This is a genomic window from Paenibacillus sp. BC26 (assembly GCF_900116125.1).
Classification (GTDB): Bacteria; Bacillota; Bacilli; order Paenibacillales; family Paenibacillaceae; genus Paenibacillus_Z; species Paenibacillus_Z lignilyticus.
The window spans coordinates 2,327,612-2,344,902 of record NZ_FPAD01000001.1; the positions used below are offsets into that span (position 1 = coordinate 2,327,612).

The following is a 17,291-nucleotide window of genomic DNA, read 5'->3' on the forward strand; positions in this document are numbered from 1 at the left end:
TCGTTTAGCCGCTTACACGGTATTGGCTCGGCGAACAGCCTACATGTCTGAGGAACAGCCGGTTGAAGAAGGATTGATCTTCATAGCCAACCATCGTCGCAATGACAATGACCTTCTCGTCGGATTCCATGAGCAAATGTTTGGCACGTTCGATACGCACTTCATGCAGCGCTTCGAATACGCTGCGATTGTATTCCTCCTGCATCAACCGATTTAGCTGCCTGATGCTGGAACTAAACAAATAAGACAACGATTGGAGCGTAATCTTCTTCTCATAATTACGTTCGAGATAGCCGTAAATGCGCTTCGCCGTCATTTCACGTTCCATCTGACGCGGCGAAGGATGTGCGCGCTGCTGCTGCATCAGCGTGTAATAACGAGAGAGCAGGACAAGCAGCTCGATGAGCTGCAGCCGAATTAGCGTGGTGTGTCCGATCGAGCGTCCATTCATCTCTCTGAGCATATTTTCGAGCAGCATCAGCACATGAGCCGCATCCTGCCCATGCAAATTAAGGCGGTGATTGAACCGGACATCTTCCTTCAGGAAAGGATGCACATAGAAATAATCCATGGATCCGGTGATCTCCAGCTCGGCAAGCAAGGCATCCGGGATGAAGGAGGGCATAAACAAGCAGTTGATAATTTCCATCTGCTCGCCTTTCTCTACTTCGTAAGCATGGGTTTCTCCGGGATTGATAATAAACACGTCTCCGGCATGAACGGCATAATGGGTGCCTTCGAAGACATGCATCCCCTTCCCCCGCACGACATACACCAGCTCGACGAATTCATGCCCATGCTCACGGATAGAGCCTTGAACCGTGCGTGTAATCCAGAAAGGAAATTCGACTTTCATAAATCCGGTACTGCTCAAGATATCCTTCATACACGCCCCACCTTCACCAATAAGTCTGACTTGCCCATCCGGTTATTTGCTGTGTGAATGTTTATTGGCTGCTTCATCAAACTGAGCGCGGTCGGGATTGCTCTTCCACTCATCCCAAGTCATTCCCGCACCCGCCAAAATCTGTTCGATCCGTCTGCGGAATGGCAGACCTCTCTCTTCAAGCTGCACGACCATCGGGTCTTGCCGCCCGTGAAGCTTTCGTTGAACCCAATCTTCCAGCTCAAGCTCGAACGCTTCAGCCAGCGCCGGCTCTGTATCCGCCAGATTTATTTGCTCCTCGGGATCCACGGATAAATCATATAATTCACGCGGCGGCCTTGTGAAAGGTCCGGCATCATAGGTTCGAATAAATTTGTAACGATCCGTCCGAATCCCTCTGGCTGCCTGCCACGCGCATTCGCTCAAGTAGACCGTTTCATGCGTCCCTTCAGACGAACCGTCGATCGTTTGCCACAAGCTTCTGCCGTCAAGACCGGTAGGGTCCTTCAGCTTCGACAGATCGATTCCGTTTGGCGCTTCCTTGCGAATCGCTTCGAGCAAGGTTGGAAGCAGATCGACCTGCTGCACAAGTCCTGACGCGCGTCTTCCTTCCGGCATACGTCCCGGCCATCTCATAATGACGGGTACATGAACGGTCGGCTCATACAAGCCGCAATGATCCCAATAAATATCATGTTCGGTCAAGCTCTCGCCATGATCGCCGAATAGGACGAGCAACGTGTCATCTTGAATACCTAGTTTCGCCAAATGATCGTCGAGTTCCTTCAAACGATCGTCCAAATAACGGATTTCCGCGTCATAGAGCGCATCATAATAATCGCTGTCGGTCACTTCACCGACGAGATCATAATGATGGTGCTTGAAGAACGGGTAAGCCGAATGATTATAAGCAGGCTCCATGCTTTTGTTGCGCGGATCATACGGATCCTTCGCCGAATCATAAAATTCCGGAATATAGGACTCGGGCGGCAAATACGGTGTATGGGCATCCCAATAATGCAGAAATAAGAAGAACGATTCGTCCTTATGCTGATCGATCCATGGCAAAGCCAGTTTGTTCACGGTGCTGCCATCAATCCAGCGGTTGCCGCCAACGCTGTTAATATAGTAGTTGTAGCCGCGGGCGAACCATTCCTTCAGCTGATACATATTATCGACGGCCGCCGTCGTAAACCCGGCTGATCGCAATATATTGGGCAGCCACTCCACGGATTTCGGGAGCTGCGTCAAATCAGAGCCGTGCGAGACAGCGCCGGTAGTCAGCCCGATTTTGCCGGTAAAGACGCCTGTATGGGCAACCTCTGTCGGAATATCGGCTGCATAAGCCTGCTCGAAGAGTACGCCGTCGCGAGCGATTTGATCCATATGGGGACTTGTTCGCTTCGCATAGCCATAGCTGCTTAAACGAGAGGCCCGAAGCGTATCCAGCGAGATTAGAATAATTTTCATAGCCCACTTAGTCCTTTCTGGTGGTCTTTGTACATCGTCGACGCGTTTACATCGATCCAGGCCAGAACCTGATCCACGTTTTGCTCCGGCGTCGAAGTGGAGGTGCACAGCGTAATCGCGGGATTATCCGGTTCCTCATAAGGATCCGATACGCCGGTAAACCTTGTGATTTCCCCGGATCTCGCTTTGGCGTACAAACCCTTCACATCGCGCATTTCGCACACATGGAGCGGGCATTTCACGTAAATTTCCACAAACGTCGGAATTTGCTCTTTCGCGTATTCTCGCATGGCTTTGTAAGGGCTGATGGCTGAGACCAGCACATCAACCCCGTTACGGGATAGCAAATTCGCGATGTAGGAGATTCTGCGAATGTTCTCGAATCGATCCTCCATACTAAAGCCAAGCCCTTTGCAAACCGTAGCTCGCAGCTCATCGCCATCAAGCAGCTCTACCCGTCTTCCACGCTCCAGCAGTTTCTTCTCCACGGCTTTGGCTGTCGTTGTTTTTCCTGCTCCGGATAGTCCGGTAAACCAAAGTACCGAGCCATAACCGTTCTTCATGTTTGTTCCCTCCGTATCTCCTGCAGCATCCCTAAGAAAGGACTGTAACCGGAGCTCCTCCAAGCTGATGCGACTTAATGGCCGCTTCTATGACTTCTTGGGCTGCAAGCGCGTCTGCTCCTGATGCCGTTATCTGTTCAGGCGTTACGCCTGATTTCAATTCTTCAATAAAACAATTGATGCGCTGATCAAACGTATCGTCGAAGCCTTTCATGCCGCCGAACAGCGGATTCCGAACGACGGTCAGCTCATCGGATTCATGCGGGTAATACGTCATGCTTTCATATACGTTATCTACGACGATCCGGCCTTCATTCCCTGCTACCTCGCAATATTCTATCGGATGCCGCATCGACATATCGTAGCTGCCCGTCAAATGTCCGACAGCACCGGATTCGAATTCCATGTTAATCGATACGGTTGACCACGATTGGCGTCCCGGAGCTTTGGTCATAAAGGATTGCACGCGCTTGATGTCCCCTGCAAAATAGCGCATGACATCGATGGAATGCGGATGCAGCGCACGCATATGCAGCCATTCCGTATCCTCCTGCGGATTGCGGATCGTAAGCCGCATATTCAGGAAGAGCAAGGAGCCGAGCTTGCCGGAAGCGACAAGCTCCTTGGCTTTATATGCGGCAGGCGTGAACCGGTGATTCAGGTTGCAAGCGAGTCGAACGCCTTTCTCTCTTGCTGCGGCCACCATCGCGCGTGCCTCTTCAATGTTGTTCGAGATTGGCTTCTCGACGAAGACACTCTTGCCCGCCTCGATTGCAATCATCGTCGGAGCGAAGTGGTGGCTGCCCTTCTCTACGCCGGCCGTTGCCACAACGACAACATCCACGTCTTCCTTCTGCAGCAGTTCACTTAAATTCGTATAGTATGGAACGCCATGCAGCTTCCCCGCCGCCTCGGCGCGATCTTGCATGAGATCGCATACCGCCGTCAGCTCCGTATCCGGGTGCCGCTTATAAGCGTGGCAGTGGATTTTGCCAATATGGTTAACGCCAACGACTGCTACCTTAATCATTGCTTTCAACCGTTTCTTTGGCTGCTTCTTGTTCCTTTTCCTTCTGCTGCAGTTTGCGTGCATTATTGATCGACCCGATATAGAGCGAGTCGTATGCTTCCTGCGAGGAGGTGAAAATCTTGTTCTGTCCGTGCCAGTTGGTGTTCGTGTAGATTGGATTGGTCCGGTTTACTTCTTCTTCGCGTTTAGCGATGTATTCGTTCATCCGCTGCTGCAAGAAGGCAACCACTTCCGGCTCTTGATCCGCTACGTTCTCATTCTCTTGCGGATCGCGAATCAAATTGTACAGCTCGATCTCCGGTTTGTGATGGAAATCGGGTTCGAGCGAGCAGATAAGCTTCCACTCCGGCGTACGCCAGCCGTGTTTGCGCATCCATGTGCACTCTGTGATATAGAGCTCGGTTTTCTCCAGGCTGCTGTCGGCTTCCCCTTTGATGAAGGCATTCAAGCTGCGTCCGTCATAAGGCGTATTCGTTTCAATTTGGAGCAAGTCGAGAACCGTAGGCATAATGTCGGAGATGACGCTGACGCTCGATACTCTCTTGCCGGCGGGCACGCGTCCCGGGAACTTGATGATAAGCGGCACGACCAGCGTACAGTCATATAGACCATGGTGATCAAAATAACAATCATGCTCATACAGCGTTTCGCCATGATCGGAGGTAATGACGATCAGCGTATCTTCCTCGATGCCCATATCGGTCAGTTTCGTGAATAACGTTTGGATGGCAATGTCCATATAAGCAATAGAACCATCGTACTGGGCCGTTACATATTCATGATCGGTTACGTCTTCCCCGATCCAGGATTTCAAATAATCGCCGAACGGTTTGAAATCATATACCGGCTCCATCGAAGTATTGGACGGATCTTTCTCGTCTTTGCCATAGAACATCCGCTCGAACGGCTGAGGAGGCAAATACGGCGAATGCGGATCCATATGACGCAGGAACAGGAAGAACGGTTTATCTTCCGCCGCGAGGCGTTCCAGCTCCGGAATCGCAACATCGTTGAGGTTCTCTGCCTTCGGGGCACGGCCGCTCTCTTCTTCCGGAAGCCAAGACTCATAATTCAGGTAGTTCTGGAAACCGCGCGCCGATGGATTGCCGGTAAATCCGATGCAAGTCGTATTGTAACCGTTCGCCTCCAGCACCTCTGCCAACGTGTCCACATGTCCGCCTAGCGGGCCTTCATGGCGAAGCGCGACAACGTCTGTTCCGAACACGTCCATCCCTGTCAGCATGGAAGCGTAAGCAGGCGTAGTCGGAATGCTCGGGCTAAAATGCTGCTCGAACAGCACGCCTTGCGAAGCAAGCTTATCAATGTATGGCGTCGTTAGACGGGAATAACCATAACCGCTCATATGGTCGCGGCGCAAGCTGTCGATACCGAAGAATAGAATATTAGGTTTTTTTGCAGACATGGCAGTTGCCTCCTAAGCGAAATTGTTTGGTCGGACGAGCAATAATGTGAATTTATAAGTACAATCGTACCGTCTAACGAGCGTTTAATTTCTTGAAGACAGCATTCAGATACCCATAGGACTCGGCGGCAACAGCAGTAACTTGTTCAATGGTATGTGTCGGCTGCGCGCCGATAACTTCGAGCACTACCGGGCCGTCATAAGCGCCGGCTACCAGTGCCTCACAGTATCCAAACAGATCGATTTCACCGCGTCCGCATGCTTGCAGCTCGATTGAACCCGGTCCTTGCTCGCGGCCCTTGCAGTCGCGGATGTGAATATGCTTCACGCGGCTGATTACGGCAGGGAGTGCTTCTTCCGCATTCTCGCCGGAACGGTGAATATGGCTTGGATCCATATCGATACCGAATGAGGATGACGGAATTTGTTCCATCGCCGCAAGTGTAGTCGGCGTGTTGTAGATGGAGCTGCCGACATGTGCTTTCACGCAAAGCGTAACGCCGTAAGTACCGGCGATCTCTGACAAGCGGCTCAGCGTCGCGATCGATGCAGCCAAGTCCTCGTCAACGCCTGATTTACCGCCGGGACCGACATTAATAATCGGGATTCCGATGGCTTGCGCCGCTTCGAAAGCAAGCAGCAGGCGATCTTCGTTCAGCGAAGCAACCTCCATCGAGAGGAATTTCAAGCCATTCTCTTGCACGATCGCTTGCAGCTCATCCTTCTGTTCCTGCCAGCGGCTGAGATCCAGATGCTCGCACATGCCTTGAATCGCCGAGATTTCCACGCCGTCGTATCCGCATTGCGCAATTAATTTGGCTGCTTGAGCGAAATCATAAGATTTGAATAGTACCGAGTTCACGCCGATTTGTATCATTGTTATATCCTCCTCAAGGATCGAAATAGTGTTGGTTTTATTTCAAGAACAGCGGATCGCCGTGAAGCGGCGGAAGCGGATGCGGTCGAACCATTTCTCCCCCACGCTCGAACGACTCGATAACGGCGAAGGTATATTCCAATACTGCGAGCGCATCGCGGCCATTAGCGCGCAGCTCCTCGAATGGCACCTTGTTCGATACATCTTCCAAGAAAGCATGCAGCCTGTGATTAAACGTCGTATTGAAGTCGTTGGTGCCATAATCCGTCACTACCGGCTCCGGCTGAACGCTGATGGCCGGAATGCCCTTCTCCGCTTTCCAGTACGAGATTTTCTCCACGCAGTTCTCGATGCAGAACGTTCCTTTCGTTCCGGCCATCTCCAGACTCCACCAGCCGCCAAGGCCGTACACTGCATCGCCGCGCTGGCTGAGCAAGTAACCGACGCCGCCGTTGGCAAATTTCAAATGGATGCTGTTGATCGAGGCCATGACATCGCCGGCGCTTCTGCGGAAGCCCGGACGATCCGAGAACGTCTGAATATGCGTGATGTCCCCGCAGAAATGTCTCATTACGCTAAGTGGATGCGTAAGAAACGCCTTCATATGGAAATACGGATGACCTTTGACTTTGCCGGATCCTGCAGGACCGTAATTAGCCTCACCACCGTTGAAGCCCATCTTCGCCAAGCAGTACACAAGCTCGCCGATTTCGCCGTTCTCGATATATTGCTTGCCTTTCGCGGCCGGTTCGGTGAAATAATGGTTCAGGTTGCAGCCGAGGTAAACCTTCTGCTTCTCTGCATAAGCAACGAGCTCGCGCGCCTCGCGAATATCGTGGCACAGCGGTTTCTCGACCAGCACATGCTTCCCGTAGCTGATGGCTTCCATCGCAGGCTCGAAATGCCAGCTTCCGTTGTCGATTCCGCCTGTCGTGACGTCGATGACTTCGATATCCGGCTCGTTCTCAATCATGTCTTTCAAGCTGTAGTAAGCTTTCACCCCGTACTTCTCTGCTGCGGCATCCGCACGTTCTTTGATGATGTCGCATACCGCTACGAGGTCAGCGAGCTCATCTTCTTTGTGACATACCGCGTGTAAATTCCCGATTCCGTTCATCCCTACAATTCCGATTTTAACTGCCATGGTTGAGTCCTCCTGAAATAGTTTTATAGGTATTGGTGTGTCTGTTAAACGTTCTCGATCTTCGGATCATTAAGCTGTACACGGCGGCCTTCTTCGCTCGAAACGTACGAAGCAAGCACCATTCGCAATGAGGTGCGTCCTTCTTCGGCCGTCGCAATCGGCGCACGTTCGCCCCGAAGGAATTCAGCCAGCGGCTTCGCAAGTCCGCGGATACGAATGCCATGGTTCGCCGGCGTCGCAATGTCGCTAGCGGTCCAAGCGCCTGTTGCAGCCGTATATTTCATAAGCCCTGCGCCATCGTCGGGACGAGGAACATTGCAGCTGGTGGCGTCCCCGTAATTCTGAACGATCGTGCCAAGCTCCCCGATAATTTCTGTCGTATTCTGAGCCGAAGTACATGTAAATGAGCAGCTAACCTCAGCAATCGGACCGTCCGCATAACGATACACGGCAATTCCGTTATCCATGGGGATACGCGGGTTATACATGGAACCAATTTCGGCCGTTACACTTACCGGAGCACCGAGCAGCCAGTGAATAAAGTCAGTCGGATGCGCGGAATCATCTGCCCAAATATCGCGGTTGGCTGCCGGATCGACATGCCAGCTGTTGGCAAAATCAGCATGGAGACCCACCGGCAAGCCGTGTCTGCGTCGGACCATAAAGATTTGACCAAGCTCTCCGCTCTCCAGCCATTGCTTCATCTGGATGTTCTGAGGGTCCGTTCTCATCTGCCAAGCCAGCGTAAACGGAACTTGATGCTGCTGCACGGCCGCCACGATTCGATCCGCTTCCGCCAGGGTTAGCGCCATCGGCTTCTGCAAGATAATCGCCTTGCCATGAGCAGCGGCGAGCTCTGCCAATTCGGCATGACGCGATGTCTCGGAAGCAATCACTACCGCTTGAATGTCGCTTCGTTCGACTACTTTGACCGCATCCGCATACCCTTGCAGGTCATACGTCGTGCAGGCCGTCTCCAATCGCTTCGCATCATGATCCCAAGCAGCAAGCACCTTCACGCCGTAATCAGCCGTCTTCCATTCGTCACAATAAGCATTGACATGCCCATGGGCAAATCCGAGGATTCCAACTCCAATCATTGGGTTCATACCTCTCCTTCACTGCTGATTGGTTTGCGTGTACGATCCAAAGATCGGACATGCAGCATTCAGCTATCACTTTGTTGTTTTCTGACCATGTAAACGATTACTTCCCTCATCATAATCAACCTAAAGCATGGAATCATGGTCGATCTGGACAATAACTGTTGCGATCAGGACATAAATGGCAGCCAAGATGAGGAAGAATTGGTGAAGAGCGGATTGGGCAACCTATGACCGCCTCCCTCAAGGCAACTACATATCGTCGAGGAGGATGAGCATTGTCCAGAAATAAGAACAAAACGCTGCAGGGTAAAATGAACGCCATGCAGACGGAATCCAAGCAAGCCGAGAATGATGTTGCCGGTTCAACGGATCGGAACCGCAATCAGAAAGGCTTTGCACCGAACAGCCCATCAACGGGATAAAGGTACTTCGGTTACTTCGGTGTAATGGCAAACAAAAAACAGCGTATTTGCAAGCATGCTTGCAAATACGCTGTTTTTTATGTAACCCCATTAAATCGCCAACCACTTCATAATCGGAACCAGACATGCTCCGATCACAATCGCCGGAAGCAAGTTCGCGACTCTGATTCGCATCACATTCAAGATATTAATGCCGATACCCATGATTAAAATGCCGCCGATGGATGTAATTTCAAGAATGATTGCATCCAAAACTTGATCGCCTATCCAGGACGTGATCACCGAAGCGAACAGCGTCAGTGCCCCTTCATACAACAAGATGGGTATCGCTGAGAATAACACGCCTACTCCCAAGGTCGACGCGAAAAGCAGCGCCAGAAAACCATCCAGGATCGATTTTGTAAATAGGATGTTATGATTATCGTGCAAGCCGCTCTCCAGCGAACCAAGCACCGCCATAGCCCCAATACAGAATACGAGCGTCGTTGTGACGAACCCTTCCGCAATGTTGCTTGGTTTGTTGCGCGCTACAACGGCTTGCAGCTGCTCTCCCAGCTTCTGCAGTTTCCCTTCAATGTTCAAGAGCTCGCCCAGGACACCGCCGATCGCCAAGCTGAATGCCACAAGGACAAAGTTATCCGACTTTAATGCCATTCCAATCCCCAGCACGAGCACCAGCATGCCCATCGCGGCCATAACCGTTTTCTTCATCTCATCCTTGACGCGAGGCAATACAATGCCAAGTACACCTCCGCCAATTATCGCTGCCGCGTTTACGACCGCCCCTGTCAATACCACGTTATTTTCCCCTTTATCTCTCACTTCCTTTCTATCGTATCATCTTTGCATCTCGCTGGCATCGATTGTTGCCGTTAAACAGGCCTTACCCCTGACCTTCTCCCCTTCAGCCACGTTAAAATAAGGAGCACGATAGGCACAATTACAACAGGCAATATAATCGTAAATGGCAAAATATTGACGTCATAGGATAGTAAATCCGTCGGCAGCAGGAAGCTTTTGATTGCGATCGCAAGGTATAAGGCTCCTACAGGTACAATAAAGGATTTCGTATTTTTGAGTTCAAACACTTTGCCTAATAGTTTGACAAATACATATTGAACAATAATGATCTCGAATAACGTGAATATGGTCCAAATGCCGATGATCAGAATCTCAATCCGTTCGATGTATTCTCCGAATTTAACAAGCTGAATCGACGAGAAGAATGGAAACGATGACGACTGGAACATCCCTATTCCCAAACAGCCGAATGCAAGAAACGTTGACGTTAACAGATATAGGCACGAGAACATGACGCTTACGCTGCAGCTTAACAATACTTTCTTCGGATTGTTCACGTCTGAAAACAGAAACGCCATCACGCTTGATTTTCCAAAAGGAAATCCGAATGAAATCATGGTGCCGTATACATACATGTTTAACGGATGTTGAAACTGAGGAAGAAACGGATTGTATTCCACATCTCGATAGATGAATATGCAGATCACTATAATCGAGATGATGAAGAACGGCAGGATCACAAGAACGCTTCGGACGATCGTGCCAATACCAAGTGAAACAGCATAGATCGTCACGATAAATACAATGAGCATAATCAAATTCGGCGAGGTATTGGGCAGGATTGCGCTTGTATAAAACAGCGCTATCGATCGAACCGACAACACGCCTAGTCCGACTAAGTCAATCATAAAAACAGTTAGAAGCAGCTTCCCGACCCATTTCCCTAATAGGATGATGATAATATCGCTTAGATTGAGCTGAGGAAATTGTTTTTGTATATAGGAGGTGATGACCAACGTAAGAATCACGGCAACCGTAGCTAAAATATTCGAGATCCATACATCCTGGGTCAGACATTTGGCTTCGAGCAAATATAAAGTCGAGAAACCCGACATAAACGCGAAACACAGGCACCCCAGCTGGAAACTCGTTATTTTCTCCTGCTTCACGTCTAATCGACTCCCAAATTTATATTCAACGCACTTCGCACATACACGGAAATAGGCTTATACAAAAACGTATTAATGGACTCGGAGGTTGGCATCCAATTCTCAATCACCGGTATGAAATAACAGGCAATAAACAGGCCAAAGAGTAACAGTACGATGGCTTCTTTTCTATTCTTTTGCTTCCAAAGCTTAACGTATGTCGCAATCACGTAAACGAAGAAAAGCATAAGGATGGTAAAGATCAGCATATCATTGTCCTCCTCCAAGAACTTGGCTCATGCCGAGATTAGGGATGCTCGCGCTGACAGTAATCGTTACGGGTAAAGTAGGATAGACTTCCATCCAATTCTGTCTCGTTCTCTTCCATACATTCGGGTGATATTGCCTAAGGAAATCGGAGAAGCCGAGAACGTCAACTTTCATATCACGCTGAAAGTGAGACAAGCTTACCTTAAGCTGCTGCTGAACTACCTTCTCAGCCGCATCTTCCAGCTGCTCCAGCGTACGGTTAGCCGTTAATAGAATGGGACCGCTCGTATCGATTAATGTGCCTTTTAATTTCACGTCAATGGTTAATGCCGGCCTTCCGTTGATGGACTTGTAGTGGGTTTTACTTTTCAATATCTTCATCATCAGCGACACTTTCTCTGATTTAAATGGCACGGATTGCACGAATTCCAGGTATCTCCATTTCTTCTTCCCCATAAGCATATGAACGCTCAGCACATCATCGGCACTCATCCAACCTACGAGCTTCCCCTTATTGATGACGGAGCCACCGCTCAGAATCATGACCGAGCGATCACTGTTGATCGGCTTCGAAATATTCATTTTCCCAATAACAAAGCCGCGATTCGGATCCGTGTAATAATTGACGATGTCCTTCAACTCAATGTTGATGCTTTTGCCCCACAGATGCTCGTTCCTAACCTTGCCCTCGATTTCATTCGTGATCAGATCACCGGATTCTGACTTCAACTGGAGAATATCAGATGCTTTTCCTTTGCTGATCGCCAAATAGCCGGACATCCGAATTTCGCGGGACCGATTGAAATAATCGATAATTTCATAGAACTTATGCCTCGCCGCGCTTTCCCCCACGATGAAAAACTTGTCATGCTGCCAGATCAATTGTTTTCCGGCCCGGCTTCTTATATTCCGCGCCGCATCGAGAATCGACTCGCCGGATGAACTTGCGATCCACTCTAATGTCTTTTCCGGCATATCCTTGCTGGCCGAGGGGGTGTAATTGCAATACAACGTAATTATGAATTTCTTGGATTGCTCATCGTAATCGACCCCTGTAATCGTAACAAGCGCGATACTGTTAATTTCTCTTACATCAGGAGAGCACCCCGCAAGCAGGAACAAGGGAATAAACCCCAGCAAGAGAAGGTTAATGATCCTCATGTTCCCTAACCTGCCCTTCCATGGATGCATATGAAGTGTCATTCTTGGACTGTCTTCGGTGCTTAATCGGGAGCAGCAGATAATGTTCGGTTACGTCCTTCCAGCGATGTGAATTAAACGTAGGCAAATACAATTTCCCGAAAGACCGAAGCGAACATAAATGCAGGACGATTGCAAACATGCCAAGAGCCAGGCCGAGTACACCCGTCCAAGCAGCAATAAAGATCAACGGAAAACGCAGCAACCGCAGCGTAATTGCCGTATTGAATGACGGAATCGTAAATGAAGCAATGCCGGTCATCGCGACGACAATGACCATCGGTCTCGAGATTATGCCTGATTGAACAGCTGCTTCTCCGATAATGAGCGCACCAACGATGCTTACGGATTGTCCAACCGTACGAGGCAGCCTAATGCTTGCTTCTCTAAGAATCTCGAAAGCTACCTCCATGATAAGCGCCTCCAGAAAAGTCGGGAACGGAATGCCTGCTTTGGTGGAGAGGAACGTAAGCATTAGCGGAGTCGGAATCATCTCAAGATGGAACGTCGTTAGGGCTATGTATAAAGAAGGTCCGCAGAGCGAAATAAGCAATGTAAGCATGCGTAATAGACGTAGAAAATTGGCAAAATAAAACTTTTCGTAGAGATCCTCGCTGGGGTGCAAGAAATCAGTAAAGGTGGATGGTGCAATAAGCGCATTCGGGCTACCGTCCGTGAAAATAATCACTTTACCAAGATTTAATGCGGTGACGACACGGTCCGGTCTCTCCGTATTCATAATCTGGGGAAACGGAGAATACGGACTGTCTTGAATCCATTCTTCAATTTGGGCACTGTCTACAACGATATTCAGCTTGACCGACTCTATTCTCTCTTCAACCTCGCGAAGAACGGAAGCATCCACTTGATCATCTAGATAAACGACCATGACTTTCGTTTGGCTTTCACGTCCGAGAACAAAGATTTTGGATTTCAGTTTGGTGGTCTTCATTCTGCGATAAACCAAGCCCATATTCACTTTCAAGTCCTCTGTGAATCCTTCGCGAGGTCCCCGCACATTGATTTCCGAAGATGGTTGGTCAACTGCCCGCGTCTCATAACCGGGTATCCCAATCCCATAACACACCGTTAAGCCTTCGATGAAAATGACAATTCCGGCATCCGAAATCATATCGGCGACCATGCCCATTTCGTCTATTTCGGTGACGATGCCTAATGAGCGAAGCGATACGAGAATCGACTCGGCCGTAGGGTTCTCTTGGGCTAGAATATCTTCATTGATCTTCCTTACGAACTGCTTGTTCAAGGTTTGCTGATTGACAATCACACTTAAATAAGCAACGGCAGCCAGTCGTTTTCCTTGTTTCGAATCGAAGTGCTGGAAGCGAAAGTAGTTGTTATCCACGTACATTTGCTCCAAATTGCTCATGTTCCGTGCAACGGAAGGATCGATTATCATTTCTGTTCTCCAGGGCCAGCAATAGAATAGGATCACAGAAAGTATTCGCCCGAAGACCCAAATTTATGCAAAATGGTGCTTAAAGCGGCCGTACCCTTCCGCCTCCAATTCAGCTGCCGGAATAAAACGTAACGAAGCGGAATTGATCCGATATTGAGGTTTAACGCTGTCTTGGACTAAGTGTCCCAGATGCGATTTGGAAATTCGGCCGCGCAGCGCCGTTCGCGCCTGACCGTTGCTCAAATCGGATTCTTTGCGGATCCAGCCCTCCTCAATCGGCTTCGAGAACGTCGGCCATCCTGTTCCCGCATCGTACTTGTCCTTAGAGCTGAACAGCGGATCGCCGTTAATGATGTCAACATATAAGCCAGCACGTTCGTTATTCCAATATTCGTTCCTGAACGCGGGTTCCGTCTCCCTGTTCTGTGTGACACTGTATTGCGGCTCCGTTAATTGCTGACGCAGTCGATCCTTGTCTTTCTTCGTGTTCCAGCTTCGCTCGGCGAATTCATCGCGACCACTGTAATCATGATACATATTGTATGATCTTCGGTGCGTATTGTAATAATCCTGATGTTCGTCCTCAGCAGGATAGAATTTCGCTGCGGGTACGATCTCGGTCACAATCGGCTTCTTGAACCTTTTGCTCTTCTGCAGCGCTTGCTTGGAGGCTTCCGCTTTCTTGCGCTGCTCCTGGTTATGTACGAATATCGCAGTTCGGTAAGACGCTCCTCGGTCGCCGAATTGCCCGCCGCGATCCGTTGGATCGATCAACTGCCAATAGATATCCAGCAGCCGCTCATAAGGAAACAACTCCGGCTGAAATGTAATTTGAACGGCTTCAGCATGGCCAGTCGTTTCCGTCCCGACTTCTTGGTAGGTCGGATTCTCGGTGTGGCCTCCGGTATAACCGGAAATGACAGATTCAATCCCCGGAAGGGTATCAAATGGCTGAACCATACACCAGAAGCAGCCGCCTGCAAAGGTTGCGATCTCTGTCCTCGGTTTAGCATGTTCCATGTTGTAAACACCACCACTATTCATTAGATTGTTTCATTATTATCGAACATCTGAAGGATATGCACCAGTAGCTGCATAACTCTGACTAACGAAAACGACTGCTTCCCGGCTACAATACCGAGAAGCAGTCGTTATATGGTTATGCGCCTCTATTCCGATACACGAATTACATGCTCGCAGCCGGGAAAGGCCGACTACTCTGCTTTATTATCCTTTTGCCGCTTGTTGTAAATAATGATGAAGATAATGAAAAGAATGACCGGAATCATAATTGCGACGGGAATGAGGAGAATAGGTGTCATGGGTTGCTCCTTTAGGTTTAAGAAAATAGTAGATACAGCATGGTCATTATCTCTCTTTCCAACGCTGAAATCAAATGGATTAATGCCGCTAAATAAAGAAGAACCGAAGGATCGGCGATCCATTCGGTTCTTTGTCGATTTACGATTGGGCTGTCTTTGCTGATATTACAGTAGTCTCTTCCATTGGATACATCCATTTGGAAATCAACGTCTGCAGGATGATGATCATTCCCCCAATGCACCAGTAGAGCGGCATCGCAGCGGGTGCGGAGAATGAGAATATGCCCATCATGACCGGGGAAAGATATACAATCCAGCCCATCCCTTTGGCTGCATTCATCTGAGGTGCCGCACTCTTGGCAATCAAAGCTTGGGCTAAGTACACACCGGCAGCCAAGAACGGCAAGATAAGATCCGGTTTCCCCAGCTGGAACCATAGAAACGTATGATGGGCAAGCTCAGGGTTAGACCGTATGGCATAATACATGCCGGACAGAATTGGAATTTGAAGCAGCATCGGAAGGCAGCCTATGTTCAGCGGGTTGTACCCGTGCTTGCTGTAGACTGCCATCGTTTCCTCTGTTTGCTTACGCTGCTTATCGGCATCCGTATTGTTAACGTATTTCTGCTTTATCGCATCAAGCTCAGGCTGCATGGCCGTCATCTTGCGTCTCATCTTCTGCTGCTGCTTATATTGGTTAATCATGAACGGCATTAGCGCTAGCCGCACGATCACTGTAATCGCGATAACGGCAAGTCCGAAGCTGCCTCCGAACCATCCTGCAAAATGATCAATCATCCAAGAAAACGGCGAAACAAAGTACTGATGAAAAAAGCTAACTTGAGCGTGCATATTTAACATGATTAATAGTCCTCCCTGTTGTTGTTATGCTGCAGCAATCAACAGGGTCGTGCACGGGGATGTATCATCGTCAGGCGCTTCTTTGCGTTTCGTATGCCGTGTTAGCCGCTGTCGCCGCGTTAGAATAACGCCGGGTGGTTTCTTCAGCAATGATAACGGCATATCCGCTTCACGTATTCTCGTCCATCTCGCATCATCGGCGGCTGTCGGAATCCAAACGAAGCATAAGTAAGCCAATGAAACCAGTGTACAAATCGACATCGCATATAGAAGCGCATCATACGGCTCGAACAATGATATCCCCCCTTTCCGTTCCATTCGTACTTGTATAGTCTAATCGATTTCGACGCTAAACGGAATCGGTCGAGAGACGGATGAAAATTGAAAAACGTGCAACCCTAAGTAGAACCAGGGGTTACACGTTCTCGGGATTACTTGGTAATTCGGATTTCTTTGGTATTAGCGTCCCATTCAACGTAATAACCAATCAGCTCCGATATATTTCGCAGCGGCAGCAGCACCTTATTCGCGACCAGTTTTGACGCGGTTATGGTTACGGCCTCCCCATTCAAATCGACGGTTGTCGATTGAATCGTATGGGTGAGTGTTCGATCGCCGATGACAGCCGTCACCGTCTTCGTTGCATCATCCCAGGTTACTTCTGCTCCCAACAGCTCAAACACTTCCCTCATCGGAATAAAGACGCGCGAATCGGCAATTAACAAGGCATCTTCCAAGTCCTTCGGTTCTCCGTTAACGAGCAGCTTTCCCTCATAATTCTTCATGACCGGGTAATCATGTGCTTCAGCAATTTCGGTTAAAGTATGCTCCGAACTCGTTATAACAACGAGCGTTCCGATTTCAATTTGCGGAAATAACCAGTGAATCTCATCGTTCTTCATCCGAATGCAGCCTGCGCTGACGTACTTGCCAATCGATTTGCTGTTATTATTGCCGTGAATCGCATAGGTTGTGCCTTCCGTGCCGTCAACCTCCAGCCCTAACCACCGGTCGCCAAGCGGATTCCGAGGGTCGCCACCGGGAATTTTCTCTTTGTAATAAGGTCTGTTTTTGATTTTGTTGACGATCTGGAAGCTTCCTTCCGGTGTTAATGTACTCGTTCTCCCAGTCGCGACGGAGAAGGTTTTAATAAGCTCCCCGTTATTGAAATACGCCAATTTATTCGTGCTTTTATTTATAACAATCAACTGGTTATTACTTGCTTTAGCACTTGCAGTCGCAAGTGGGAACACACTCAGCAGCAGTGAAACTATGAAAGTGAGGACAACGATTCTCAACCCATTCCGACCCAAGACAGATAACCTCCCGTTCCATACTTGCATACTT

18 protein-coding genes are annotated in these 17,291 nt (G+C 49.3%); 1 reads left to right on the plus strand and 17 read right to left on the minus strand.

What is annotated here, in order from left to right; translation table 11 throughout:
• Positions 1 to 4 precede the first annotated feature (4 nt).
• From BM412_RS10050 to BM412_RS10085, 8 genes are all read right to left on the minus strand, one after another.
• On the minus strand, positions 5 to 886 hold the full coding sequence (locus BM412_RS10050; RefSeq protein ID WP_091217040.1) for an AraC family transcriptional regulator: 882 nt from the start codon (positions 884 to 886) through the stop codon (positions 5 to 7).
• A 42-nt stretch (positions 887 to 928) separates the two neighbouring features.
• On the minus strand, positions 929 to 2,356 hold the full coding sequence (locus BM412_RS10055) for a sulfatase family protein (RefSeq protein ID WP_091217043.1): 1,428 nt from the start codon (positions 2,354 to 2,356) through the stop codon (positions 929 to 931).
• Positions 2,353 to 2,919: an adenylyl-sulfate kinase gene (gene cysC / locus BM412_RS10060; protein ID WP_091217044.1), complete on the minus strand. Its 567-nt coding sequence runs from the start codon at positions 2,917 to 2,919 to the stop codon at positions 2,353 to 2,355. Before cysC ends, BM412_RS10055 begins: the two co-directional genes overlap by 4 nt.
• 31 nt (positions 2,920 to 2,950) lie before the next feature.
• Positions 2,951 to 3,949 carry a Gfo/Idh/MocA family protein gene (locus BM412_RS10065; RefSeq protein ID WP_091220322.1) on the minus strand — a complete coding sequence of 333 codons (999 nt, stop codon included), beginning with the start codon at positions 3,947 to 3,949 and terminating at the stop codon, positions 2,951 to 2,953.
• Positions 3,942 to 5,372, minus strand: a complete 1,431-nt coding sequence (locus BM412_RS10070; protein ID WP_091217046.1) for a sulfatase family protein — start codon at positions 5,370 to 5,372, stop codon at positions 3,942 to 3,944. The genes BM412_RS10065 and BM412_RS10070 overlap by 8 nt, the downstream gene beginning before the upstream one ends.
• A 73-nt stretch (positions 5,373 to 5,445) precedes the next feature.
• A complete protein-coding gene (locus BM412_RS10075; RefSeq protein ID WP_091217049.1) occupies positions 5,446 to 6,249 on the minus strand; it encodes a sugar phosphate isomerase/epimerase family protein in 804 nt (267 codons plus the stop codon).
• Between the two features lie 37 nt (positions 6,250 to 6,286).
• Positions 6,287 to 7,393, minus strand: coding sequence for a Gfo/Idh/MocA family protein (locus tag BM412_RS10080; RefSeq protein WP_091217051.1), 1,107 nt, complete (start codon positions 7,391 to 7,393; stop codon positions 6,287 to 6,289).
• A gap of 44 nt (positions 7,394 to 7,437) precedes the next feature.
• Positions 7,438 to 8,493 (minus strand): Gfo/Idh/MocA family protein, encoded by a 1,056-nt coding sequence (locus BM412_RS10085; protein WP_177245747.1) that lies wholly within the window; start codon positions 8,491 to 8,493, stop codon positions 7,438 to 7,440.
• 281 nt (positions 8,494 to 8,774) lie between these two features.
• Between BM412_RS10085 and BM412_RS32090 the strand changes: the two genes are divergently transcribed.
• On the plus strand, positions 8,775 to 8,921 hold the full coding sequence (locus BM412_RS32090; RefSeq protein WP_177245748.1) for a hypothetical protein: 147 nt from the start codon (positions 8,775 to 8,777) through the stop codon (positions 8,919 to 8,921).
• Positions 8,922 to 9,011: 90 nt separating this feature from the next.
• Here BM412_RS32090 and BM412_RS10090 read toward each other — a convergent pair whose 3' ends face one another.
• The 9 genes from BM412_RS10090 to BM412_RS10130 form a co-directional block, all read right to left on the minus strand.
• Positions 9,012 to 9,719, minus strand: a complete 708-nt coding sequence (locus BM412_RS10090; protein WP_091217057.1) for a DUF554 domain-containing protein — start codon at positions 9,717 to 9,719, stop codon at positions 9,012 to 9,014.
• 74 nt (positions 9,720 to 9,793) lie between these two features.
• Positions 9,794 to 10,891 (minus strand): GerAB/ArcD/ProY family transporter, encoded by a 1,098-nt coding sequence (locus tag BM412_RS10095; RefSeq protein ID WP_091217059.1) that lies wholly within the window; start codon positions 10,889 to 10,891, stop codon positions 9,794 to 9,796.
• 249 nt (positions 10,892 to 11,140) lie between these two features.
• Positions 11,141 to 12,301, minus strand: coding sequence for a Ger(x)C family spore germination protein (locus BM412_RS10105; protein ID WP_177245749.1), 1,161 nt, complete (start codon positions 12,299 to 12,301; stop codon positions 11,141 to 11,143).
• Complete coding sequence (locus BM412_RS10110; RefSeq protein ID WP_177245750.1) at positions 12,288 to 13,730, minus strand: spore germination protein; 1,443 nt, start codon at positions 13,728 to 13,730, stop codon at positions 12,288 to 12,290. The genes BM412_RS10105 and BM412_RS10110 overlap by 14 nt, the downstream gene beginning before the upstream one ends.
• Positions 13,731 to 13,823: 93 nt before the next feature.
• Entirely contained in the window at positions 13,824 to 14,780 is a 957-nt protein-coding gene (gene msrA / locus BM412_RS10115) for a peptide-methionine (S)-S-oxide reductase MsrA (protein ID WP_091217071.1), read from the minus strand.
• A gap of 194 nt (positions 14,781 to 14,974) precedes the next feature.
• Positions 14,975 to 15,205: a hypothetical protein gene (locus BM412_RS31810; RefSeq protein WP_143111585.1), complete on the minus strand. Its 231-nt coding sequence runs from the start codon at positions 15,203 to 15,205 to the stop codon at positions 14,975 to 14,977.
• A 16-nt stretch (positions 15,206 to 15,221) separates the two neighbouring features.
• Positions 15,222 to 15,944: a membrane protein insertase YidC gene (yidC, locus tag BM412_RS10120; protein ID WP_091217074.1), complete on the minus strand. Its 723-nt coding sequence runs from the start codon at positions 15,942 to 15,944 to the stop codon at positions 15,222 to 15,224.
• Positions 15,945 to 15,968: 24 nt separating this feature from the next.
• Entirely contained in the window at positions 15,969 to 16,238 is a 270-nt protein-coding gene (locus BM412_RS10125; protein WP_091217076.1) for a hypothetical protein, read from the minus strand.
• Between the two features lie 137 nt (positions 16,239 to 16,375).
• Positions 16,376 to 17,242, minus strand: coding sequence for a L,D-transpeptidase family protein (locus tag BM412_RS10130; RefSeq protein WP_256256227.1), 867 nt, complete (start codon positions 17,240 to 17,242; stop codon positions 16,376 to 16,378).
• Positions 17,243 to 17,291 lie beyond the last annotated feature (49 nt).